This window comes from Streptomyces sp. NPDC048523 (assembly GCF_043199815.1).
In the GTDB taxonomy this organism is placed as follows: Bacteria; Actinomycetota; Actinomycetes; order Streptomycetales; family Streptomycetaceae; genus Streptomyces.
The window spans coordinates 645,739-667,508 of record NZ_JBICWQ010000005.1; the positions used below are offsets into that span (position 1 = coordinate 645,739).

General features: G+C 71.5%; 18 protein-coding genes. 10 read left to right on the forward strand and 8 right to left on the reverse strand.

Features of this window, described 5'->3' with window-relative positions; all coding sequences use genetic code 11:
• Window positions 1-713: 713 nt before the first annotated feature.
• Together ACGFWE_RS28630 and ACGFWE_RS28635 are read left to right on the forward strand one after the other, a co-directional pair.
• Window positions 714-1,403, forward strand: a complete 690-nt coding sequence (locus ACGFWE_RS28630) for an NUDIX hydrolase (RefSeq protein ID WP_393602664.1) — start codon at window positions 714-716, stop codon at window positions 1,401-1,403.
• A 90-nt stretch (window positions 1,404-1,493) separates the two neighbouring features.
• Entirely contained in the window at window positions 1,494-2,693 is a 1,200-nt protein-coding gene (locus tag ACGFWE_RS28635) for a MarP family serine protease (protein ID WP_393602666.1), read from the forward strand.
• A 19-nt stretch (window positions 2,694-2,712) separates the two neighbouring features.
• Here ACGFWE_RS28635 and ACGFWE_RS28640 read toward each other — a convergent pair whose 3' ends face one another.
• The 5 genes from ACGFWE_RS28640 to acs form a co-directional block, all read right to left on the reverse strand.
• On the reverse strand, window positions 2,713-2,898 hold the full coding sequence (locus ACGFWE_RS28640; RefSeq protein WP_007383671.1) for a hypothetical protein: 186 nt from the start codon (window positions 2,896-2,898) through the stop codon (window positions 2,713-2,715).
• A gap of 127 nt (window positions 2,899-3,025) precedes the next feature.
• Complete coding sequence (locus tag ACGFWE_RS28645; protein WP_352387799.1) at window positions 3,026-3,967, reverse strand: alpha/beta hydrolase; 942 nt, start codon at window positions 3,965-3,967, stop codon at window positions 3,026-3,028.
• A complete protein-coding gene (locus ACGFWE_RS28650; protein ID WP_007383673.1) occupies window positions 3,964-4,470 on the reverse strand; it encodes a phage holin family protein in 507 nt (168 codons plus the stop codon). Before ACGFWE_RS28650 ends, ACGFWE_RS28645 begins: the two co-directional genes overlap by 4 nt.
• A 93-nt stretch (window positions 4,471-4,563) precedes the next feature.
• Window positions 4,564-5,982 carry a Na+/H+ antiporter NhaA gene (gene nhaA, locus ACGFWE_RS28655; protein WP_393602669.1) on the reverse strand — a complete coding sequence of 473 codons (1,419 nt, stop codon included), beginning with the start codon at window positions 5,980-5,982 and terminating at the stop codon, window positions 4,564-4,566.
• A gap of 151 nt (window positions 5,983-6,133) precedes the next feature.
• Complete coding sequence (acs, locus tag ACGFWE_RS28660; RefSeq protein ID WP_393602671.1) at window positions 6,134-8,092, reverse strand: acetate--CoA ligase; 1,959 nt, start codon at window positions 8,090-8,092, stop codon at window positions 6,134-6,136.
• 264 nt (window positions 8,093-8,356) lie between these two features.
• On the opposite strand from acs, the gene ACGFWE_RS28665 reads away from it, so the two are divergent.
• Complete coding sequence (locus tag ACGFWE_RS28665) at window positions 8,357-8,977, forward strand: RNA polymerase sigma factor (RefSeq protein ID WP_352387803.1); 621 nt, start codon at window positions 8,357-8,359, stop codon at window positions 8,975-8,977.
• Window positions 8,974-9,561 (forward strand): hypothetical protein, encoded by a 588-nt coding sequence (locus ACGFWE_RS28670; RefSeq protein ID WP_393602673.1) that lies wholly within the window; start codon window positions 8,974-8,976, stop codon window positions 9,559-9,561. The genes ACGFWE_RS28665 and ACGFWE_RS28670 overlap by 4 nt, the downstream gene beginning before the upstream one ends.
• Before the next feature lie 45 nt (window positions 9,562-9,606).
• On the opposite strand, the gene ACGFWE_RS28675 is transcribed toward ACGFWE_RS28670, so the two are convergent.
• Window positions 9,607-12,018, reverse strand: coding sequence for a SulP family inorganic anion transporter (locus ACGFWE_RS28675; RefSeq protein WP_393602675.1), 2,412 nt, complete (start codon window positions 12,016-12,018; stop codon window positions 9,607-9,609).
• 297 nt (window positions 12,019-12,315) lie between these two features.
• Between ACGFWE_RS28675 and ACGFWE_RS28680 the strand changes: the two genes are divergently transcribed.
• Window positions 12,316-13,593: a hypothetical protein gene (locus ACGFWE_RS28680; protein WP_393602677.1), complete on the forward strand. Its 1,278-nt coding sequence runs from the start codon at window positions 12,316-12,318 to the stop codon at window positions 13,591-13,593.
• 40 nt (window positions 13,594-13,633) lie between these two features.
• On the opposite strand, the gene ACGFWE_RS28685 is transcribed toward ACGFWE_RS28680, so the two are convergent.
• Window positions 13,634-14,620, reverse strand: coding sequence for an ATP-binding protein (locus tag ACGFWE_RS28685; RefSeq protein WP_393602679.1), 987 nt, complete (start codon window positions 14,618-14,620; stop codon window positions 13,634-13,636).
• A 101-nt stretch (window positions 14,621-14,721) separates the two neighbouring features.
• Between ACGFWE_RS28685 and ACGFWE_RS28690 the strand changes: the two genes are divergently transcribed.
• Window positions 14,722-15,546, forward strand: coding sequence for an oxidoreductase (locus tag ACGFWE_RS28690; protein ID WP_393602681.1), 825 nt, complete (start codon window positions 14,722-14,724; stop codon window positions 15,544-15,546).
• Window positions 15,547-15,880: 334 nt separating this feature from the next.
• On the opposite strand, the gene ACGFWE_RS28695 is transcribed toward ACGFWE_RS28690, so the two are convergent.
• On the reverse strand, window positions 15,881-16,714 hold the full coding sequence (locus ACGFWE_RS28695) for an HAD family hydrolase (RefSeq protein WP_352387815.1): 834 nt from the start codon (window positions 16,712-16,714) through the stop codon (window positions 15,881-15,883).
• 609 nt (window positions 16,715-17,323) lie between these two features.
• On the opposite strand from ACGFWE_RS28695, the gene ssd reads away from it, so the two are divergent.
• The 4 genes from ssd (at window position 17,324) to ACGFWE_RS28715 (ending at window position 21,719) form a co-directional block, all read left to right on the forward strand.
• Entirely contained in the window at window positions 17,324-18,454 is a 1,131-nt protein-coding gene (ssd, locus tag ACGFWE_RS28700; protein WP_352387817.1) for a septum site-determining protein Ssd, read from the forward strand.
• Window positions 18,451-19,848 carry a TadA family conjugal transfer-associated ATPase gene (locus ACGFWE_RS28705; protein WP_393602684.1) on the forward strand — a complete coding sequence of 466 codons (1,398 nt, stop codon included), beginning with the start codon at window positions 18,451-18,453 and terminating at the stop codon, window positions 19,846-19,848. Before ssd ends, ACGFWE_RS28705 begins: the two co-directional genes overlap by 4 nt.
• 96 nt (window positions 19,849-19,944) lie before the next feature.
• Window positions 19,945-20,934 carry a type II secretion system F family protein gene (locus tag ACGFWE_RS28710; RefSeq protein ID WP_393602806.1) on the forward strand — a complete coding sequence of 330 codons (990 nt, stop codon included), beginning with the start codon at window positions 19,945-19,947 and terminating at the stop codon, window positions 20,932-20,934.
• On the forward strand, window positions 20,931-21,719 hold the full coding sequence (locus ACGFWE_RS28715; RefSeq protein ID WP_352387821.1) for a type II secretion system F family protein: 789 nt from the start codon (window positions 20,931-20,933) through the stop codon (window positions 21,717-21,719). Before ACGFWE_RS28710 ends, ACGFWE_RS28715 begins: the two co-directional genes overlap by 4 nt.
• Window positions 21,720-21,770 lie beyond the last annotated feature (51 nt).

Consider the following 21,770-nt stretch of genomic DNA (forward strand, 5'->3'; position numbering starts at 1 on the left):
GTGCTGGGTTGGGCAGGGCCGCTGGGCTGGCCTGAGGTGTCCGGTCGGGTGGGAGCGCCTGCCGGGGAAGTGGCCCCGATCTGGGCCGCAGTGCCGAGGCGGGTGGGGGCGCCTGTCGGGGCAGTAGGAGCGCCGGGCCGAGCGGTGGCACCGGAGCGGACAGGGCTGCTGGGCTGGGCTGAGATGTCCCGTCGGGCGGGCGTGCCGGGCCGCACAGTAGCTCCGGCCCGGCCGGAACAACCAGACCGGGCCGGAGTGCCGGGCCCGACCGGAATTCCAGGCCGAACCGGAGCGGGAAGCCGGGCCGGAGTGCCGGGCCCGACCGGAATTCCAGGCCGAACCGGAGCGCGAAGCCGGGCCGGAGTTCCGGGCCGAACCGGAGTCCGAAGCCGAACCGGGGTGCCGGTCCAGACCGGAGCTCCGGGCCGAACCGCAGCGCGAAGCCGGGCCGGAGTGCCAGGCAGAACCGGAGTCCGAAGCCGAACCGAGGTGCCGGTCCAGACCGGAGCTCTGGGCCGAACCGCAGCTCCGGGCCGAACCGCAGCGCGAAGCCGGGCCGGAGTGCCAAGCCGAATCAGAGCCCTGATCCGAACCGGAGCCCTGAGCGGGGGCCGCTCCCTGTTGGGGCCCCCGTTGGCGGGCAGGTGTGATGTCCGGATGGAACGATCCAGGGTCCCTCGGGCGTTGGGCAGTGCAGAAAGACGGGGGTGGCGATGACACGGGCGAGCGGTACGACGGGCGCGACGCTCAGCAAGGACGGCCTGCCGAGCTGGCTGGACCCGGTGGTGCGCGCCGTGGAGACGGTCGAGCCGCTCCAGTTGAGCCGCTTCCTGCCGCCGGCGGACGGCGCGGGGCGGCAGTCGGCCGTGCTGGTCCTGTTCGGCGAGGGCGAGCGCGGGCCCGAGCTGCTGCTCATGGAGCGGGCGAGTTCCCTCAGGTCGCACGCCGGGCAGCCGTCGTTCCCCGGCGGCGCGCTCGACCCGGAGGACGGTGATCCCCAGGGCGACGGGCCGCTCAGGGCCGCCCTGCGCGAGGCCGAGGAGGAGACCGGCCTGGACCCGTCCGGGGTCCAGCTCTTCGGCGTGCTGCCCAAGTTGTACATCCCGGTCAGTGGCTTCGTGGTGACCCCGGTGCTCGGCTGGTGGCGCGAGCCGACCCCGGTCGGGGTCGTCGATCCGAATGAAACCGCCCGCGTCTTCACGGTTCCCGTGGCGGATCTCACGGATCCCGGCAACCGTGGGACGACCGTCCACCCCAGCGGACACCGAGGTCCGGCATTCCTGGTCGAATCGGCCCTCGTCTGGGGCTTCACCGCCGGAATCATCGACCGGATCCTGCACTTCGCGGGCTGGGAGCGCCCCTGGGACCGCGAGAAGCAGGTCCCGCTCGACTGGCGCGCATGACAGGGTGGCGTCCGTGCTGTGTCTTCCCGGGACAGCCCCCGACCGGCCGACCTGTGGTGAACGCGAAGTGATGAGGCGAGGCTCGAACCGGTGAACGTGCTGGACATCCTGTTGCTGGTCGCCGCCGTGTGGTTCGCGATCGTCGGCTACCGCCAGGGCTTCGTCGTAGGCATCCTGTCGGTGATCGGATTCCTGGGCGGCGGTCTCGTCGCCGTCTACACCCTCCCCGTCATCTGGGACGCGCTGACCGACCACGCGGAGGTCGGCACGGTCGCCGCTGTCGTCGGCGTCGTCATCGTGATCGTCTGCGCCTCCGTCGGCCAGGCCCTGACCACCCATCTCGGCAACAAGCTGCGCCGGTACATCACCTGGTCACCCGCGCGTGCCGTCGACGCCACCGGCGGCGCCCTCGTCAACGTCGTGGCGATGCTCCTGGTGGCCTGGCTGATCGGTGCCATGCTCGCGCAGACCACGATGTCCACGGTGGGCAAGGAGGTGCGCGGCTCCAAGGTGCTCCTCGGCGTCCAGGAGGTGCTGCCCTCCGACGCGGACACCTGGTTCAAGGACTTCACCTCGGTCCTCGCGGACAACGGCTTCCCGCAGGTCTTCAGCCCGTTCTCCAACGAGCCGATCAAGGCGGTCCAGCCGCCCGACCCCGAGCTCGTGCACAGCGCCGTCGCCATCCGCGCCCAGCGCTCCATCGTCAAGGTCATGGGCACCGCGCAGAGCTGCGGCAAGGTCCTGGAGGGCACCGGCTTCGTCTTCGGCGACCGCCGCGTCATGACCAACGCCCATGTCGTCGGCGGCGTCGACGAGCCCACGGTCCAGATAGGCGGCGAGGGCAGGAAGTACGACGCCACGGTCGTCCTCTACGACTGGCAGCGCGACATCGCCGTCCTGGACGTGCCCGATCTGGACGCGCCCGCGCTGCGGTTCACGTCCGAGGACGCCGCCAGCGGGGACAGCGCGATCGTCGCGGGCTTCCCGGAGAACGGCGCGTACGACGTCCGCTCCGCGCGCGTGCGCGGACGTATCGACGCCCACGGACCGGACATCTACCACCGCGGCACCGTCGACCGCGACGTCTACTCCCTCTACGCGACCGTCCGCCAGGGCAACTCCGGCGGCCCGCTGCTCACCCCGGAGGGCAGGGTGTACGGCGTGGTCTTCGCGAAGTCGCTCGACGACCCCGACACCGGCTACGCGCTCACCGCGGACGAGATCCAGGAGGACATCGCCAAGGGACGCACCGCGAACCAGCAGGTGGACAGCGACAGCTGCGCGTTGTGAGTGCCCCGGGGCGGCTGCGTCAGCCTCGGGGGTGACGCAGCCGCACCGAGACCCAGCGGGCCCGGCGGCGCAGGATGCGCGGGATACCCACCCTCAGATCCGTGCCGCCCGGCAGTTGCGGGGCACCGCCCTGATGGTGGGAGCTCAGGGCAGCGCCCGAGCGTCGATTGCGTGCCACGTCACCGTAGTCGTGCGTCCAGCCCATACCCGGACGTGTGCCCCCGCCCCAAGGTCGATAACCGCCCCCACGCCCCCCAATTGGCCTATGCGCCGGGCAAGTAACCGTTCGTGTGACAGGCGTTCAGATCCGGACACCTGGCGCGGCGAAACGGTCACCGATCGGGTTCGGGATCCTTCAGCCAATTGATCAGTTCTGTCGAGAACGCGACCGGATCCTCCTCGTGCGGGAAGTGCCCCAGCCCGTCGAACAACCGCCAGCGGTACGGCGCTTCGACGTACTCCCCGGACCCGGCCGCACTGCGAGTGCGCATCACCGGGTCGAGCGAGCCGTGCAGATGCAGGGTCGGCACGCGGACGGGCCGCTTCATGCGCCGGTTGAACTGGATCCCGTCGGGACGCGCCAGGGAGCGCACCATCCACCGGTACGGCTCGACCGAGCAGTGCGCCGTCGAGGGGATGCACATCGCCCTGCGGTACGTCTCCACCACCTTGTCGTCCGGCAGCCGCGGGCCGGACCAGTCCCGGATCAGCTCGGCGACCAGGGCGCCGTCGTCCGCGGTCAGCCGCCGCTCGGGGACCCAGGGCCGCTGGAACCCCCAGATGTAGGAACCGGCACGGGTCTGCTTGACGTCCGAGAGCATCGCCGAGCGCCAGCGCCGGGGATGCGGCATCGAGGCGACCGCGAGCCGGCGTACCAGCTTGGGACGCATCGCGGCCGCCGTCCACGCCAGATAGCCGCCCAGGTCATGGCCGACCAGGGCGGCGTCCGGCTCGCCGAGCGAGCGGATCACGCCGGTGACGTCCAGGGCGAGGTTGGCGGGGTCGTAGCCGCGCGGAGTGCGGTCGCTGCCGCCGACGCCGCGCAGGTCCATGGCCACGGCCCGGAAGCCGGCGTCGGCGAGCGCCTCCAGCTGGTGGCGCCAGGTCCACCAGAACTGGGGGAAGCCGTGCAGGAACATCACGAGCGGTCCGTCGCCCAGTTCGGCGATGTGGAAGCGCGCGCCGTTGGCGGCCACGTCCCGGTGCGTCCAGGGACCGTCGGGCCGTACGAGAGAGGCGGGCTGCTGCGCCGAAGAAGCGGCGGGATCGGTCATGACGACGAGCGTGCCACAGCCTCGATGGCCTTCGCGTTGCGGACCCGCTCCTCCAGGACCTTGGTGTCGCTGTCGGCCCGCGGGTGGGGCTTGGCGTTCTGGAGCACGCCCGCCGTCTCCTTCATCGACGCGGCGACCTTCTGCGGCCCCTTGCTCTTCTGCGCCTTCTTCGCGAAGACGACACCGATCAGCGCGAGGACCAGCGCGACGAGGACGTTGGCGGCGAAGGACAGCAGGAAGCAGACCGCGAGGTTCCAGTCGCTCCACGTCCGGATGCCGTACGCCAGGGCGAAGTTGAGCATCGGCAGGGAGAACAGCAGGACCCCGCCGGCCACGCTGAACGCGCCGCCGCTCATCGCGCCCTTCTTGACGTCCTGCTTGAGCTGCGCCTTCGCCAGCGCGATCTCGTCGTGCACCAGTGCCGACATCTCGGTCGTCGCCGAGGCGAACAGCTGGCCGATGCTGCGTTCGGCGCCGACCGGGCTGCCGTCGGGTGCGCTCATCGCGGTCTCCCTCTTCACTGCCTCTGAATGGGCCGTGACTGTGTGTGGGTCGTGACTGTGTATGGGCCGTGTCTTTTGTACCGTCCCGTCAGATCATGCCCGACGGTGGTCCTCCTCGCCTGCCCCGCCCGTCACTTCGGCAAGCCGCTCGGCCGTCTTGCGCTCGGCGATCCGGCGGTGCTCGGCGGCCTTGCGGTCGTAGATCGCCGCCATGCGCAGGTGGTACGCCGGGTCGTCCTCCTCGTAGATGTCCGGAATGCCGTCGAGATCCTCGTCGCGCTCCTCGGTCTCGTACAGCCTGCGGTACTTGGCGTTGCGCAGCTTCAGCAGCACGGTGGCGAGAGTGGCCGCGATGAGCGAGCCGAGGAGTACGGCGGCTTTGACCTCGTCGGTCAGTGTCGCGTCGCCGTCGAAGGCGAGCTCCCCGATGAGCAGCGACACGGTGAAGCCGATGCCGGCGAGGGTCGCCACCGCGAACACGTCGGCCCACTCGAGGTCGTCGCTGAGCGAGGCCCGGGTGAAGCGGGCCGTCAGCCAGGTCCCGCCGAAGATGCCGAGCGCCTTGCCGAGGACCAGCCCGAGCACCACGCCCAGCGTCTCCGGCCGGGTGAACACATCGCCGAGTGCGCCGCCGGAGATCGAGACACCCGCGCTGAAGAGGGCGAACAGCGGAACGGCCAGGCCCGCCGAGAGCGGCCGCACGACATGCTCGATGCGTTCGCCGGGGGAGACCTTCTCGTCCTCCTGCCTGGTGCAGCGCAGCATCAGGCCCATCGCGACGCCCGCGATGGTGGCGTGGATGCCGCTGTTGTACATCAGTGCCCAGATCACGAGCGCGAGCGGAACGTAGACGTACCACCCGCGTACGCCCTTGCGCAGCAGCGCCCAGAAGACCGCGAGGCCGGCGGCCGCGCCGGCGAGCGCGGCGAAGTCGATGTCGGCGGTGAAGAAGACCGCGATGATCAGGATCGCGAAGAGGTCGTCGACGACGGCGAGGGTCAGCAGGAAGGCGCGCAGCGCGCTCGGCAGCCAGGTGCCGATGACGGCGAGCACGGCGAGCGCGAAGGCGATGTCGGTGGCGGTGGGCACGGCCCAGCCGGCCAGGGAGCCACCGCCGGTGAGGTTGGTGAGGGTGTAGACGAGCGCCGGTACGGCCATGCCGCACAGGGCCGCGACGACGGGCAGCGCGGCCGCCTTGGGGTCCTTCAGGTCACCGGCGACGAGCTCGCGTTTGAGTTCGATGCCGGCCACGAAGAAGAAGATCGCGAGGAGTCCGTCGGCGGCCCAGTGGGCGATGGACAGGTCGAGTCCGAGGGCCGCGGGGCCGAGGTGGTAGTGGCTGACGCTCTCGTAGCTGTCGTGCAGCGCGGGGACGTTCGCCCAGATCAGCGCGGCGACCGCGGCGACGAGCAGGAGCACCCCGCCGACCGTCTCGGTGCGCAGCGCGTCCGCGACGAAGGTGCGCTCGGGCAGGGAGAGACGGCCGAGGACCTTACGCGTGGGCGCGGGCATCAGGGGGACCTCCGGTCGGTGGGCAGGGCTGAGCTGTTCGCCGACCAGACTTCCCGGCACACCATGAGGGTCACTTTGTTTTGTTTAGCTTAGCTAAAAGGGGTGCCGGGCGCGTTCCCCCGCCCGGCACCCCCCTTGTTCAGGAAGCCGGTCAGTCCTCGCTGGGCGAGGCCGGCAGTTTGGCCTGGATGAGGTCCATGACCGTGGAGTCCGTCAGCGTGGTGACGTCACCGAGCTGGCGGTTCTCGGCGACATCCCGCAGCAGCCGGCGCATGATCTTGCCGGAGCGGGTCTTGGGCAGCTCGGCCACCGGCAGGATCCGCTTCGGCTTGGCGATCGGACCGAGGGTGGCGCCGACGTGGTTGCGCAGGTCGGCGACGAGGCCCTCGTCCTCGGCGTTCGCCGTGCCGCGCAGGATCACGAAGGCGACGATCGCCTGCCCGGTCGTCTCGTCCGCCGCGCCGACCACGGCCGCCTCGGCGACCGAGGGGTGGGAGACGAGCGCCGACTCGACCTCGGTGGTCGAGATGTTGTGGCCGGAGACCAGCATGACGTCGTCGACGCGGCCCAGCAGCCAGATGTCGCCGTCGTCGTCCTTCTTCGCGCCGTCACCGGCGAAGTACTTGCCCTCGAAGCGCGACCAGTAGGTGTCGAGGAAGCGCTGGTCGTCGCCCCAGATGGTGCGCAGCATCGACGGCCACGGCTCGGTGAGGACCAGGTAGCCGCCCCCGCCGTCGGGGACTTCCCGGGCCTCGTCGTCCACCACGGTGGCCGAGATGCCGGGCAGCGGTGTCTGCGCGGAACCGGGCTTGGCCGCGGTGACGCCCGGCAGCGGGGAGATCATCATCGCGCCGGTCTCGGTCTGCCACCAGGTGTCCACGATCGGGGTGCGGTCGGCGCCGATGTGCTTGCGATACCAGATCCACGCCTCGGGGTTGATCGGCTCACCGACCGAGCCGAGGACGCGCAGGCTGGACAGGTCGAACTTCGCGGGGATGTCGTCGCCCCACTTCATGAACGTACGGATCGCCGTCGGCGCCGTGTACAGGATCGTCACCCCGTACTTCTGGATGATCTCCCAGAAACGGCCCTGGTGCGGGGTGTCCGGCGTGCCCTCGTACATGACCTGGGTGGCGCCGTTGGCGAGCGGGCCGTAGACGATGTACGAGTGCCCGGTCACCCAGCCGACGTCGGCCGTGCACCAGTAGACGTCGGTTTCCGGCTTGAGGTCGAAGACGGCGTGATGGGTGTACGCGGTCTGGGTGAGGTAGCCGCCGGAGGTGTGCAGGATGCCCTTCGGCTTACCCGTCGTACCGGACGTGTAGAGGATGAACAGCGGCTGCTCGGCGTCGAAGGCCTGGGGGGTGTGCTCGGCGGGCTGCCGGTCGACGATCTCGTGCCACCACACGTCCCGGCTGTCGTTCCAGGCGACCTCCTGGCCGGTACGGCGGACGACCAGCACGTGCTCGACGTTCCCGGCCTTGTCGGCGGCCTCGTCGACGGCGGGCTTGAGCGCGGACGGCTTGCCGCGCCGGTAGCCGCCGTCCGAGGTGATGACGACCTTGGCGTCCGCGTCCTGGATACGGGTGGCGAGCGCGTCCGCCGAGAAGCCGCCGAAGACCACGGAGTGCGCGGCGCCGATCCGGGCGCACGCGAGCATCGCGACGGCGGTCTCGGGGATCATCGGCATGTAGACGGCGACCCGGTCGCCCTTCTGGACCCCCAGTTCCAGCAGGGCGTTCGCGGCCCTGGAGACCTCGTCCTTGAGCTCGGCATAGGTGATCGCGCGGCTGTCGCCCGGCTCGCCCTCGAAGTGGATGGCGACCCGGTCGCCGTTCCCCGCTTCGACATGCCGGTCGACGCAGTTGTACGCCACATTGAGCTCGCCGTCCTTGAACCACTTGGCGAACGGCGGGTTCGACCAGTCCAGGGTCTCGGTCGGCTCCTTGGCCCAGCTCAGTCGACGGGCCTGCGCGGCCCAGAAACCGAGTCGGTCAGCCTTGGCCTGCTCATACGCCTCCGCCGTGACGTTGGCGTTCGCGGCCAGGTCGGCGGGGGGTGCGAACCTGCGCTCTTCCTTGAGCAGGTTGGCCAGGCTTTCGTTGCTCACGGCATCTGCCTTTCCCAGGGTGTCCGTTGTGTCCCAGGCCACAGCTCATCAGACCGGGGGTGCGATGACAAGGGTCGACCGGAAATTGGTTTAGACCTGTGCGGGTCGAGTCCGTCGGCCATGGTCATCCGTACCCACGTACGCCGACCAGGCGGAGTTCAGTGCCTGTAACGCCTTTCACACTCCCGCCCAAGTACGGGTGAAGCGTCGCCGACGTCCGGCGCACCGACGCTCGACGAGAAGCTCGACGAGAAGGGAGCCCGAGTGGAGGGGATACGGGGCGGTCCGCGGGCCGCGGTTCGCGACCCACAGCTCTTCGAAGAGTTCTACCGGCGCCATGTGGACGCGATGACGTCTTTCGTGGCCCGGCGTGTCGCGGACCCCCATACGGTCGCCGACCTGACGGCCGAGATCTTCCTGGCGGTCCTGGACTCCGCCCACACCTACCGCCCGTCCAGGGGCAGCGAGCGGGCGTGGCTGTACGGCATCGCGCGCAACGTGGTCGCCGGGGAGCGCCGTCGGGTCGCCCGCGAGACCGACCGCGACCGGCGCATCTCGGGCCGGCGGCTGCTGGCGGCCGACGACATCGCCCGCCTGGAGGACAAGCTCGACGCCCAGAGCCCTGGCCGCCGCGCCCTGGCCGCACTGGAACGGCTCCCCGCGGGGGAGAGAGCCGTCCTGGAACTGGTCGCGGTCGACGAACTCACGGTCGGCGAGGCCGCGACGGCGCTCGGGATCAGCCAGGTGTCGGCGCGCGTACGGCTGCACAGGGCGCGCAAGTCGCTGCGCGCGGCGGCGGAATCCCCTGGCGGGAAGCCGCAGGGCGCCGCACCGCCGTACGTCACCGGAGGAATCGTCACGGAAGGAACTGGGGGAGAGGCATGACGACGAGGACGACGTTCGAGGACCGGCTGCTGGTGGAGTTGCAGGGGGAGATCGAGCGACGGGAGTCCGTGCCTGGGCCGGTGCCGGTGCCGGTGCCGGTGCCGGTCGCACGGCGTCCTGTGTTCAGGGGGCGCCGGATCGCCATGGCCGCGGGGCTCTGCGCGGCGGCCGGGCTCGCGGTGGTGCTGTCGCCGGGCACGCCGGCCCAGTCCCCGGCGTACGCGCTCGAGCGCCACGAGGACGGAACCGTCACGCTCACCGCCCATGAGCAGTACATCGATGTCGACGACCAGCGCGCACTCGCACGGCAGCTGCGCCCGAACGGCATCGAGGTGGACGTGCAGATCCTGCGTCCCGGTTATGTCTGCGCGGGGGACCTGGTGATCTGGGCACAGGCTCCTCAGGGGGAGCGCGTCCCGATCTCCACCCTCCACTGGGCCCGGAAGCTCACCCTGCACCGTGGCAATGTGCTGGTCTTCGTGAACTTCAACGACGGGTCGGAGCCGCACAAGGTCGACGTCTACCCGACCGGGGCCGACGTCGAGCCCTGTGTCCCGGTGAAGCCGACGCCGAGCGGTTCCTAGGGAGCGGTGTGCGGCTCCTGAAGGAGGGGCCGCACACCGCGAGGCTCACGCCGACAGGTCCGCCGCCGCCTCCACATGGTCGAACAGCCCGTCCCCGGCCGCCCCGGTGAGCAGGTAGGCCTGGGCCTCGCCCACGTGGAAGTACATCCCGTGCAGCTCCAGCTCCCCCTTTTGGAGGGCCCGGGCGACCGAGTCATGGGCGCTCAGCTGCTCCAACTGCTGGACCACGTTGGTCAGACAGAGCTGCTCGACCGCGTCGGCGGGGGCCCGCCCGGCGAGCCTGGCCCTGGGCCGGCTGCCGTCGGCCATCCGCTCCAGGCTGGGCCGTCCGTGCCGCAGCCACCGCTGCAGCGGGGTGCGGGCGCCGCCCGGCTCCGAGGTGAGCAGAGCCTGCATGGCCCCGCAGCCGGAATGCCCGCACACGGTGATGGAGCGCACCTTCAGCACGTCCACCGCGTACTCGATCGCGGCCGCCACCGAGTCGTCCCCGCTCTCCTCACCGGGCAGGGGGACGAGGTTGCCCACGTTGCGCACCACGAACAGGTCACCCGGACCACTGGAGGTGATCATCGAGGTGACCAGCCGCGAGTCGGCGCAGGTGAGGAAGAGCTGGTCCGGCTGCTGGCCCTCACGCGCCAGCCGGGCCAGCTCACCCCGCACGATCGGCGCGGTGTTGCGCTGGAACGCGCTGATGCCACGCGCCAGTTCGGACCCGCTCGACTCGCGGGACCCGCCCGGAGCCTGCGCGGCACCGGGTGCGCCGGACGCGCTGGCCTGTCCGGCGGGCTGCGCGGTGTAGGGACGCTCGCACTGGTGGTTGCGCCAGGCCGTCCAGGGGCGGCAGCGGCAGTGGTCGGAGTCGGACAGCTCGGCGATGCGCGTGCCCGGTCTGCGCCCGGTCAGCTCGACGGAACCGCCCTGCGCGGTGTGCGTCTTCTGCCAGTCCTGCAGCGATTCGTACGCCGCGTGGTCCATGAACGACCCGTCCAGCTCCACGACGGCGTCCGCCCCCTGGGGCACGAGATGCAGGGTCCGGCTGAGCCGGGGCACCGCGAGGAACGTCAACTGCCCCCGTACGTGTACGTGATGGACTCCTTCCCTCTCGCAGTGGGTGATCCGGGTGCGGGTGAGGCGGTGCAGGGCGACTCCGACGGCGACGGCGATGCCCAGCGACACGCCCTCCAGGACGCCGAACACGACCACGCCGAGGGTGGTGACGGCGTACACCAGGACCTCTCGGTGGCGGGTCACCGTGCGGATGTGGTGCAGGGACACCATCTGGATGCCGACGGCCATCACCAGGGCGGCGAGCGAGGCGAGCGGGATGAACTCGAGGACCGGGACCATCAGCAGCGCGGCGATCACTACGAGAACGCCGTGCAGCATCGTGGAGTTCCGGCTGACGGCACCCGCCTGGACATTCGCCGAACTCCGCACCGCCACACCGGCGACGGGCAGTCCGCCGAGGGAGCCGGAGACGATGTTGGCGGCGCCCTGTCCGAGCAGTTCGCGGTCCAGCTCCGAGCGGCCGACGCGCGGTCTGCCACCTGGACCGGTGCTCGCGGCGAGCAGGTCGGGTCGGCCGGCCGCCAGCTTGTCGACGGCCACCGCACCCAGCAGCGACTGCACACTGCACACCAGCGTGGTGGTGAGCACGGCGGCGACGAGCCCCAGCACGGGCCCCTCGGGCAGTCCGGCCAGGGCATGGCTGCTCCAGGACGGCAGATCGACCTTCGGCACGGCGAGCCCGGCGAGGGAGGCGGCGGTGGTGGCTCCGGCCACGGCCACGAGCGCCGCCGGGATCCTGCGCAGGAGCCGGCCCGCCCGGCCCGGGATGCGCGGCCAGAGGAGGAGCAGCGTCAGGGTCAGCGCGCTCACCGAGACGGCGGCGGGCTGCAGGTGCGCCAACTGGGCCGGCAGGGCGCGGAGGTTGTCCAGGACGGAGCTCTGCGGGGTGCCGCCGAGGACGATGTGCAACTGGGCGACGGCGATGGTGACGCCGATGCCGGCGAGCATGCCGTGCACGATCGCGGGGCTCACGGCGAGCGCGGTACGGGCCACCCGCAGGCAGCCGAGGCCCAGTTGGACCACTCCGGCGAGGACGGTGATGGCGCAGGTCGTCCGCCAGCCGTAGCGGTGGATCAGGTCGGCGGTGACCACGGTGAGTCCGGCGGCCGGGCCGCTGACCTGGAGCGGGCAGCCCCCCAGCCGGCCGGCGACGATCCCTCCGACGGCGGCGGCCACGAGGCCGGCCTGAAGGGGAGCGCCGGTGGCGAGGGCGATGCCCAGGGACAGGGGCAGGGCGATCAGGAAGACCGCGATCGAGGCCGACACGTCGGCGCCCGCGATCCGGAAGCGGCGGGGCGGGGTCGGCGGGGGGCTGTGGGCAGGGTGGATGCGCCTCGTGTGGTGCGAGTCGCTCGGGTCGGTGGCTCGGGTGGGTACACAGGCTGACATTTTTCCCGTCTCCTCCGGGGCAGCGCGGTCGCGGAACAGGTGGTCCCCCGTCGATGGCGGGGGTCGGGTCGCGGCCGTGGGTCACGGCGTGCAGCGGCGGGATGAATCAACGCTCGGTAAATGGATCGTAATGCAGAGTAAAGGGCTGGCATAGACTTTCCGGGCAAATGGGTGAAGTGTCCACCTGAATGGGTGAAGTGGCAATTTCATCGGCTTGTCGTACTAATCCCTCCTCGGGCCCATGCGAACTTGGCGGCGCTGTCGTTGCCCCGAGAGAAGGAAGAAGGTGGGCGGAACATGGCCGCCACCCACAGGATTGCCGCGGGAGCCGTGGTCGCCGCGGTCTGCGCCGCCTCGCTCGCCGGTTGCGCGACCGGCTCCGACGTCTCCGAGGGAGGAGCCGCCGGCCCGCAGAAGGCGAAGCCCCTCCAGGTCCCGCCCAAGCGGGTGTTCCGTCTGATCGGTGACGGCTCCACCGCGTACACCGGAGCGCAGCCGCACCTGCCGAGAGCCCAGCGCCTCAAGCCCGGTCAGAAGCCCCCGCAGTTCGTGGTGTTCTCCTGGGACGGCGCCGGCGAGGACAGCCAGAAGCTGTTCTCCCGTTTCCGTGCGGTCGCCAAGGCGAACCACGCCACGATGACGTACTTCCTGAGCGGCGTGTACATGCTGCCGGAGGACAAGCGCGACGAGTACAAGCCGCCGCAGCACTCCCCGGGCCGCTCCGACATCGGCTTCAACGACGAGCAGGGCATCGCCGACACCGTCAGGCAGCTGCGCCTCGCGTGGCTGGAGGGCAACGAGATCGGCACCCACTTCAACGGCCACTTCTGCGGCAGCGGCGGCGGGGTCGGCCAGTGGTCGGTCGAGGAGTGGAAGGACGAGATCGCCCAGGCGAAGAGGTTCGTGAAGTCCTGGAAGACCAAAACCGGGATGACGAAGGCCTCCCCGCTGCCCTTCGACTACGACAGGGAGCTCATCGGCGCCCGCACCCCCTGCCTGGAGGGCCAGAAGAACTTCATGAAGGCCGCCCGCGAGCTGGGATTCCGCTACGACACCAGCGGGGTCAACGAGCAGCTGTGGCCAGCGAAGAAGCAGGGTCTGTGGGACCTGTCGATGCAGCTCGTGCCCTTCCCCGGGCACTCCTACGAGCAGCTCACCATGGACTACAACTTCATGGTCAACCAGTCCGGCACCCGGACCCAGGGCGACCCCGCCAAGTACGAGTTCTGGGGCGACCAGATGCGCGACGGCCTCCTCCAGGGCTTCCACCGGGCCTACGACGGCAACCGCGCGCCTCTGATCATCGGCAACCACTTCGAGTCCTGGAACGGCGGCACCTACATGCGCGCCGTCAAGGAGACCATCGAGCACGTGTGCAACAAGCCCGACGTGCGCTGCGTCTCCTTCCGGCAGCTCGCCGACTGGCTGGACGCACAGGACCCGAGGACCCTGGAGAAGCTGCGCGCTCTGAGGGTCGGCGAGGCGCCGAAGCAGGGCTGGGCCGCCTTCCTGTCCGGCCGGCCCGCCCCGGCACCGAAGGGCGTACCGGGGGCACCGGCGGCCAAGCGCCCGTAGTCGGCGGGCGGTTGCCGCCGCATCGGACAGCGCGGCTGCTTCAGACGCTCGCGGCACTCACCGCGCTCTCGCCGAGGACGAACGAGGGGTCGATCTGCGCCGCCAGATCGGCCCCCGTGCGCTCGTTGCCCCAGGACCGGGCGTTCTTCAAGTGGAAGTGCACCATCTGCTGGGTGTAACGCTGCCCGTCACGCAGGTCGTACGTCGCGTCGGCGGCCGTCCGCAGCTGGTGCAGGGCACGCCGGTTGACATCCTCCAGGAGCGCGAACCGGGGCGGCCGGCCCTTCTCCAGGGCGCGTACCCAGTCGGAGTGCCCGACCGTCACCAACAGGTCGTCCCCGACCTCGGCGCGGAGGAAGTCGAGGTCGTCCCGCCCCTGCACCTTGTTGCCGACGACCTTCAGGACGACGCCGAAGTCGCGGGCGTACTCCTTGTACTGGCGATAGACGGAGACCCCCTTCCGGGTCGGCTCGGCGACGAGGAAGGTGATGTCGAAGCGGGTGAACATGCCGGAGGCGAAGGAGTCCGAGCCCGCCGTCATGTCCACCACGACGTACTCGTCCCGCCCGTCCACCAGGTGGTTCAGGCAGAGCTCCACCGCCCCCGTCTTGGAGTGGTAGCAGGCGACCCCCAGGTCGGCGTCCGTGAAGGGGCCGGTGACCATCAAACGGACGATGTCGCCCTCGAGTTCCACCGGCGTGGCGCAGGCTTCGTAAACCGGGTTGTCCTCGCGCACCCGCAGCAGCCGCGAGCCCTCGCCGGGCGGGGTGGTCTTGATCATCTCCGCGGCCGAGGCGATCCGCGGATTGGTGCCGCGCAGGTACTCCTTGATCAGCGGCAGCCGCTCGCCCAGGGCGGGCAGCGCGGCCGCCTCCGCCTCGTCCAGGCCGAGCGCCGGCCCCAGGTGCTGGTTGATGTCGGCGTCGACGGCGATCACCGGTGCCCCGGTGGCCGCGAGATGGCGGATGAACAGGGAGGACAGGGTCGTCTTGCCGCTGCCGCCCTTCCCGACGAAAGCAATTTTCATGTTCACAAAGAGTAGTCGAGTGGTAGCTTTATGTGGCAGTCGGGCGTGAAGAAGACCACTCCATCGAGGGGTGTGCCGCTGGGTTGCGTAATGTCGTACTCATGAGTACGACAGGCGCGAACGCCGATCCGCTCGCGGCCCTGGGCTCGCTGCCCGGCGTGGCCGAGTCCGTGGAGTCCGTGCGCAAGTCCGTGGACCGGGTCTACGGACACCGTGTCATGCGGCGCCGCAGCAACGAGATCACCTCCGAGGCCGCCCTGCGCGGGGCCCGCGGCTCGGCCGCACTGTCCGGCGCGGACTGGGCTCTCGAAGAGGTGCGCCGACGCTCGGACTTCAGCGTCGACGACGAGTCGCGGGTCATGGGCGCGGCCCTCAGGCTGACCGCCGAGGCCGGCCAACTGCTGTCCATCTGGCGGCAGTCGCCCCTGCGGGTGCTGGCCCGGCTGCACCTGGTCGCCGCGGCATCCGACCGCGCCGAGATCGGGCGTCCCCGCCAGGCCGGCGAGAGCGTCGACGAACCGCTCATCGAGCTGCCCCTGCCGGGTGCGGCCGAGGTCTCGGGCCGGCTGGAGGGCCTGTCCGAGCTGATCATCGCGGGCGGTTCGGCCCCGGCCCTGGTCACGGCCGCCGTCGTGCAGGGAGAGCTCCTCGCCCTGAGGCCCTTCGTCTCCCACAACGGCCTGGTCGCGCGCGCGGCCGCGCGGATCGTCCTGGTCGGCAGCGGCCTTGACCCGAAATCGGTCTGCCCCGCGGAGGTCGGTCACGCGGAACTGGGCCGCGCGGCCTATCTGGCGGCGCTCGACGGTTACGTCTCCGGCACTCCCGAGGGCATGGCCGCCTGGATCACCCACTGCGGCAGCGCGATCGAACTGGGTGCGCGCGAGTCCACGGCGGTGTGCGAGGCGCTCCAGCGGGGAGCGGCGTAGAGCCCCTGGAACAGGGTTGCGGCGGTACGAGGACTCGTACCGCCGCTGGCATGTTCACCGTGTTACCAAGCGTCCTCGAGATATTGCCCATCAGGTCGGGAACTTTGCCCGTCCCTGGTGCGGCTGGCCCGTAATCGACGGGTCGACGTCGCGTGGGTGCCCGGTGTTCATGCTCGGTCCGTGGGGCCAAATGCGTTTTTAAGGTGATCCTCTCGGATGTCCTTGGTCTCGCGGGCCGTTAACCCCTTTGTACTCCTGGACCCGGGCAAGCGGAACCCCTGGCCGCCGTTCTTTACTTTTGGTCTCAAATAGGCGTCAAGTGGCCGCAATCGCCTCAGGCGACTGTCGACCGCCGCCGATTGGCGTACCAGACGAGGCCCGCCGTCGCCGCCGCCGCTCCTATCGCGGCGACCGCGACGAGCGCCGGGCGGGGCGGTACGGCGAATCCCGGCAGCCGCTGCTTGAGCCGGACCGGCCGGTGGAAATCGAGAATCGGCCACCCGCGCGCGAGGGCCTCGCGACGCAGTGCGCGGTCCGGGTTGACCGCGTGCGGATGACCCACGGCCTGGAGCATCGGCAGGTCGGTCGCCGAGTCGCTGTAGGCGTAGCAGCGCTCCAGGTCGTAGCCCTCGGACTCCGCCAGCTCCTTGACGGCCTCGGCCTTCGTCGGGCCGTACGCGTAGTACTCCACCTCGCCGGTGAAGCAGCCGTCCTCGCCGACGACCATGCGGGTCGCCACCACCCGGTCGGCGCCCAGGAGTTCGCCGATCGGCTCGACCACCTCGGCGCCGGACGTGGAGACGATGACGACGTCCCGGCCGGCGGTGTGGTGCTCCTCGATGAGGGAGGCGGCCTCGTCGTAGATGATCGGGTCGATCAGGTCGTGGAGGGTCTCGGCGACGATCTCCTTGACGTGCTGGACGTTCCAGCCGCGCACGAGCGCGGAGAGGTACTCGCGGGTGCGCTCCATCTGGTCGTGGTCCATACCGCCGACGAGGAAGACGAACTGGGCATATGCGGTCCGCAAGGCGGCCCTGCGGTTGATCAGCCCGCCTTGGTAGAACGACTTGCTGAACGTGAGCGTGCTCGACTTCGCAATGACCGTCTTGTCCAGGTCAAAGAAGGCAGCTGTGCGGGGCAAGGAGTGGTTTTCCACGACCCCGAGCATAGGCGCAGCCCATTCGGCGTAAGGTGAGGCGCGTGGGTTTGCCTGAGAGGGCTCTCGGGTACACCATGGAAGTCACGGATCGTTCGCGACCGTGCTAACGCGGTCCGGCTCCTCCCCCCCCGAGTCGGCCGTGAAGGCGACCCCCACTCTCCCCCCCGGTGGGGGTCGTCGCATGTCCGGGTGTGTTTTTCCTCTTCCCTGCGCGGTTGTGCGACCGCACCGAGACGGCTGGGGCCGTCCCTTCGGCATGCTCATGATTCGTCACTGCGTGTAGTCACCGCACTGCTCTGTGGAAGGCGTAGGCAGACGCCACGACCTCACCGGTATGGGTGACGGCGATATTCACAGGCGCGGAGTTGTCCACAGTTATTGACCAAGATCCACACGATTTCCCGGATCGCTGCACCGTGATTCCCACACGTCCCGCTCCTGCCGACTTCATGGCCGGTTCTGGTTTGTCGGGTGTGTTTGGCCGGTTCGTATCGGCCGTTCATATGGAGGCCGGTTGCCGGTTCTTCACATGTATGGGAACCGCGGGGCCGAAGGGGCCCTGCGGAAGAGGCGCCGTGCGGGCCCTTGGAGGGGCCTCGCGTGGCGCGGTGAAGGGGGATGGAGACCGTGACCGCAGCCGTCACACACGAGGGACAGCCCGCCGCCGGAGGGCGGCCGGGCCGGCCGTTGATCGTCACGGAGGACGAGGATCTGCTCGACGACCTGCTGCGGCTGTGCGCGGCGGCCGGGGCGACGGCGGAGGTCCATCACGGGGTGCCGCAGCCCAGAGGCAGCTGGGAGGCCGCCCCGCTCATCCTGGTCGGCGACGACGCCGCACGGCGGGTGCGCGGGGCCGCCCGCAGGCGCGGAGTGGTGCTGGTGGGCCGAGACCAGGACGACTCCGGGGTATGGAAGCGGGCCGTCGAGATCGGCGCCGATCACGTCCTGATGCTGCCCGACGGCGAGCAGTGGCTCGTCGACCGGATCGCCGACGTCACCGAGGGCGTCGGCCGCCCCGCCCTCACCGTCGGCGTCATCGGAGGCCGGGGCGGGGCCGGAGCGTCCACGCTCGCGTGTGCCCTCGCCGTCACCTCCGCGCGTGAGGGCCTGCGCACGCTCCTGGTGGACGCCGATCCACTGGGTGGCGGACTCGACGTACTCCTCGGCGGCGAGAGCACCGAGGGGCTGCGCTGGCCCGCGTTCGCCGCCTCGCGAGGGCGGGTCGGCGGCGGCGCCCTGGAGGAGTCGCTGCCACGGCTGCACTCGCTGCGGGTCCTGAGCTGGGACCGCGGCGACCGGATCGCCGTCCCGCCCCAGGCAGTCCGGGCGGTGCTCGCGGCGGCCCGGCGCAGGGGCGGCACCGTCGTCGTCGACCTGCCCCGCCGCCTCGACGACGGCGTCGCCGAGGCCCTCGCCCAGCTGGACCTGGGGATCCTCGTGGTCCCCGCCGAGCTGCGCGCCGTCGCCGCGGCCGGCCGCGTGGCCTCAGCGGTCGGGATGGTCCTGCGCGACCTGCGGGTGGCGGTACGCGGCCCGTACGCACCCGGCCTCGACGACCGCGAAGTGGCCCGACTGCTCGGCCTGCCCCTGGTGGGCGAGGTCCCGGTCGAGTCGGCACTCCAGCGGTCACAGGGGAGCGGATCACCACCGGGGGCGGCGGTACGGGGGCCACTGGCGCGGTTCTGCAAGGAGTTCTGGGAGCGGGCGTTGACCGAGGCGGGGACGGGGCCGGGGGCGGGGTCGGCATGAGCGGGTTCTCCAGGTTCTCCGGGTTCTCGGGGTCCTCCGGGTTTGCGGGGTTCCAACGGGTGGACGGCGCCGGGGTCGGCTCTGCCGAGGTGCGGCGGACGGGTGATTTGGCAGCGGGTCCCGTTGAGCGACGACGGTCGGGTGAGGCGCCGGTCGCCACGGTCGGGCGGCCGCGGACAGCCCCGGTGGGTGTTTCCACGGCCTCCGCGGCGGCCGGCACGGACACGGCCTCCGGGCTGCTGGACGGCGTACGGCAGTGGCTGGCCGAGAGCGGGGCCGAACCGACGCCCGCGCGTGTGGCACAGGCGCTGCGGGAGCAGGGACGGGTCCTCGGGGACGCCGAAGTGCTGGGCGCGGCCGAGCGGTTGCGGTCCGAACTGGTCGGCAGCGGACCCTTGGAGCCGTTGCTCGCCGACCCGTCGGTGACGGACGTGCTCGTGTCGGCGCCGGACCGGGTCTGGGTGGACCGGGGCGGCGGACTCGAACTGACCGCCGTCTCCTTCGCCGACGCGGCCGCCGTACGACGACTCGCGCAGCGGCTCGCCGCGGTGGCGGGGCGGCGCCTCGACGACGCACGGCCCTGGGTGGACGCCCGGCTGCCGGACGGAACGCGGCTGCACGCGGTGCTGCCTCCGGTCGCCGTCGGCTGCACCTGCCTGTCACTGCGAGTCGTCCGGCCGCGCGCGTTCACGCTGGACGAACTGATCGCGGCCGGCACCGTGCCGCCGGGCGGGGACCGGGTGCTGCGGGCGTTGCTGGACGCGCGGCTGTCCTTCCTCATCAGCGGCGGGACAGGCACCGGGAAAACCACCCTGTTGAGCGCGCTGCTGGGGCTCGTCGGGCCGGGTGAGCGGATCGTGCTCGCGGAGGACTCGGCGGAGCTCAGGCCGGACCATCCGCACGTCGTCCGGTTGGAGACGAGACCCGCCAACCAGGAGGGCGCCGGGCACGTCACGCTCGAGGACCTGGTGCGACAGGCACTGCGGATGCGGCCCGACCGGCTGGTCGTGGGTGAGGTGCGCGGGCCCGAGGTCGTGCATTTGCTGGCGGCCCTGAACACGGGCCACGAGGGCGGGTGCGGGACCGTGCACGCCAACGCGGCGGCCGACGTACCCGCCCGTCTGGAAGCACTGGGTACGGCAGCCGGGCTCGACCGGGCGGCGTTGCACAGCCAGTTGGCGGCCGCGCTGTCGGTCGTACTGCATCTCGTGCGGGACCGGGCCGGGCGGCGGCGGATCGCCGAGGTGCGGGTGCTGGAGCGGGATTCCACCGGGCTGGTGCGGACGGTGCCGGCGCTGCGGTGGGGAGCGGAGGCGTTCGCGTACGAACGGGGGTGGGAGCGGCTGCGGGGGCTGCTCGGGGAGGCGATGCGGGGGCGAGGGGAGGGCGGATGACCTGGGCGGATGGCAGCGACGGGTGTGGCGACGAGCGGGCTCGGACGGTTCGGATGGCTCCGACGATTCGGACGGTGAAAGGACGTGGTGATCGGGATGGGGGAGATGTCGGTGGGGTCGGCGGGAGTGGCTGTGGGATGCCTCGGGATGGCCGTGTGGCTGTGGGGCGGTCGGCGTTCCGGGGCGCGGCGGGCGCAGATGCTGCTGGCCGGAGGCGGGGTGGGGGGAGTCGGGCCCCCGCCGTGGCGGCGGCTGGAGGAGGAACTGCGGCGGATTCGTGGGCGGCTGGGATTCGAGTGGTGGGCGGCGGCCGCCGGGCTGGTGCTGGCCGTGCTGGGGGCCTCGGTGCTGCCGGTCCTCGCGGGGGCGGCCGGAGTGCCGTTGCTGCGGCGGGTGCGGCTGGGCCGGGAGGAGCGCCGGGTGCGTGAGCGGCGGGCGGCCGCGGTGATCGCGCTGTGCGCGGTGATCGCCGGGGAGGTGCGGGCCGGGCGCCAGCCGGGGGAGGCGCTGGTGCGGGGTGTGCGGGACTTCGAGGAGGCGGGAAGCGGTGGAGTCGGCTCGGGTGGGTCCGGGTCGGGGGCGGCGGGAGTTCTTGGGGGCGGCGCTGGGTCCGGGTCTGGGTCCGGGGCTAGGTCTGGGGTGCCGACGATCGGTGGGCTCGGGGAGACACAGGCCGCTTTGTTGGCGGCGGCCCGGTTCGGCGGGGATGTGCCGGGGGCGCTCGCGGCGGCGGCCAGGCGACCTGGCGCCGAGGGACTGCTGGGGCTTGCCGCGTGCTGGCGAGTGGCCGTGGACCAGGGCGCGGGGCTCGCTGCCGGGCTCGATCGGCTCGAAGGGGCGTTGCGGGCCGAGCGTGACCAACGGGCCGATCTGCGCGCCCAGTTGGCGGGAGCGCGGTCCACGGCGTGGATGCTCGCCGGGTTGCCGGTACTGGGGCTGAGCCTCGGTGCCGCCCTCGGCGCCGATCCCCTGCACGTCCTTCTGCACACCGGGACCGGGCTGGGCTGTCTGCTGGTCGGCGGTCTGCTGGAGGGCGTCGGGATGTGGTGGGCGACGCGGATCGTGCGGGGAGCGGAGGCAGCATGAGCGCGGAAGTTTTCCACAGGCTGGGGGCGGTTCTGGGGACAGCACTGGTGGTCGCCTGGCTCGCCCGGTGGGCCGCGGCGGTGCGGCATGAGCGGAGACTGCGGCGGCGCCTCGGGGAACTGCTGGCCGCCGCGGAGACCACGGCCGAGGGTCCGCGGTTCGAGGGGCGTGAGTTCGCTCGGCGGTGGCTGCCCGTGCTCGGCGTCGGCTGTGCCGGGTGGGTGCTGGTCGGCGGTGTCGCCGGTGCCGTGGTCGGGCTGGTCGTCGCGGCGGGGGCGTGGCGGTGGCGTCTGAGGCAGCCGGCCGGCGTGAGTGCCGGGGAGACCGACGCGCGCGAGGCGGCCCGGCAGCTACCGCTCGCCGCCGATCTGCTGGCCGCCTGTATCGCGGCGGGCGCCGGTCCCGTGATCGCGGCCCAGGCCGTGGGCGAGGCGCTGGGCGGCCCCGTGGGGGAGGGACTCGCGCGCGGGGCAGCGGAGGTACGGCTCGGCGGCGAACCGGGCGAGGCATGGCGAAGGCTCGCCTCGACACCGGGCGCGGGGGCGCTGGCCCGGCTGCTGGAACGCGCCGATGTGACCGGACTGCCCGCGGCCGGGCCGGTCGCCGGGCTCGCGGCGGACGCCCGCGCCGACTGGGGGCGCGCCGCGACGGCACGGGCACGGAAGGCCGCCGTACTGGTCACGGCGCCGGTGGGGCTGTGTTTCCTGCCCGCGTTCATCGCCGTGGGCGTACTGCCGATCGTGATCGGGCTCGCGGGAGGAGTGCTGGGAGGGGGTGGGCGATGACGGCCGAGGGTCGCTGAGCAGACGTACGAACAGTCGGGCGAGCAGTCAGAC